This window comes from Microcoleus sp. w1-18aA5 (assembly GCF_036701705.1).
GTDB lineage: Bacteria > Cyanobacteriota > Cyanobacteriia > Cyanobacteriales > Microcoleaceae > Microcoleus.
Genome location: NZ_JAUPTE010000175.1, coordinates 1 through 1,333, shown reverse-complemented (window position 1 = coordinate 1,333; position 1,333 = coordinate 1). Strand labels below are relative to the sequence as shown.

At 36.9% G+C, this 1,333-nt stretch carries 1 protein-coding gene; it reads right to left on the bottom strand.

What is annotated here, in order from left to right:
• Positions 1 to 1,286 (bottom strand): IS1634 family transposase (locus Q5691_RS27545; protein ID WP_333348414.1); only part of this gene is annotated, 1,286 nt, incomplete at its 3' end.
• Between the last annotated feature and the right edge of the window lie 47 nt (positions 1,287 to 1,333).

Sequence of the window (1,333 nt, the reverse complement as noted above, 5' to 3'; positions counted from 1 at the left end):
TATTCCGATAATACCTGTGAATTGCTCACTACTTTAGGCTCTAAAATATTTGTGGCTAATATAAATCTCCCAGCTTTGACTTTTTCCCCTTCGATTGCTGAAATTCGGGGTTCTATTTCACCTGTTACTTGATAGACTATTGTCTGTGTCTCGCTCGATTCTTTGAGCTTTCTTTTTGTTGTTTTAACTGGCTTTTCTTGGCATTTTATTTCTGTTATTTGGTGATATTTCCATGAGTTTGATAACTTTTTTATTGCAACTTCTGCATCAGTAATACAAGCAAAGTCTTGCCTGGATAGCTTAGGCAGTGAGATTTTGGCGGATTCTAACTGTTTCTCTACTTGTTTGACTATTTTTTTAAGGTCTGCTTGTTTTCTGATTTCACTTTCTATGACTAGCCATCTTTGCTTGATGTTGCCATACTCACTGGTTCTGGCTGCTATTTTATAGCCTTTTATTTGAGAATCTTCCCAGTCACTATCTTCTATGTTGCAGATTTTATTTTGAGCTTCTTTTATGCTTAACGGCACTCTGGTTATCCATTTCATTCCTGCCATTGCTGACAAATTTGCTGCTGTGTATAAGGCACTATCTGCTACACAGATTCCGTCAAATGTCCACTGATTTTTAAACTCTTTCAATCTTGACACAAAGACACTTTTATCATCGGCGTTTCCGTCATCTATTTTCAGATACAATGGTACGTCTCCATCCCCACTTACGATCGTATCAATGATAAATTGTTTGAGATCGGGTCTTTTATCTCTTGAGTAGCCGTGAACGATTTTTATGGTTTTCATGGAAGATTCTGTATCCTCAGATTCTGCCTCAACTTCCTGGCTCTTTTCCTGACAGTTTTTGTATGCTCCCTCTACTGATATTGAACTGCTGTCTAGATGAACGCTTTTCATTTCTACTTGAAATTTTTTCACTGCTTTCAGGGCAATTGCTGTGAATAACTTTGTCGTTCCAGCTTGATAATATTTGTCTAATGCTCTCCCGATTCTGTCATCATTTAATTGTTCGGCTGTTATTCCTTTTCCGATTAGATGTTCAGTTGCTTTTCCCACGAAAAATGTATCAAATAGGTAGATTGGGGCGCTCAAAAATCCCAATCCGTTCAAAATTATTGCTTTCATTACTTGTCCTGGGCTGACAGTTTCTTTAACTCTTATTCCCACTTTTTTGTTGACTTCTTCTACCAATTCCATTTCATCTATGATCCCCGCTACTATTCCCAAATGGTCTAAATTTACGATATTTATAGCTTCAGAGGGCTTTTTCATAGTTTTGAAGGTTGCTATACTGGCACAAATTATTATACCTTAAAAAA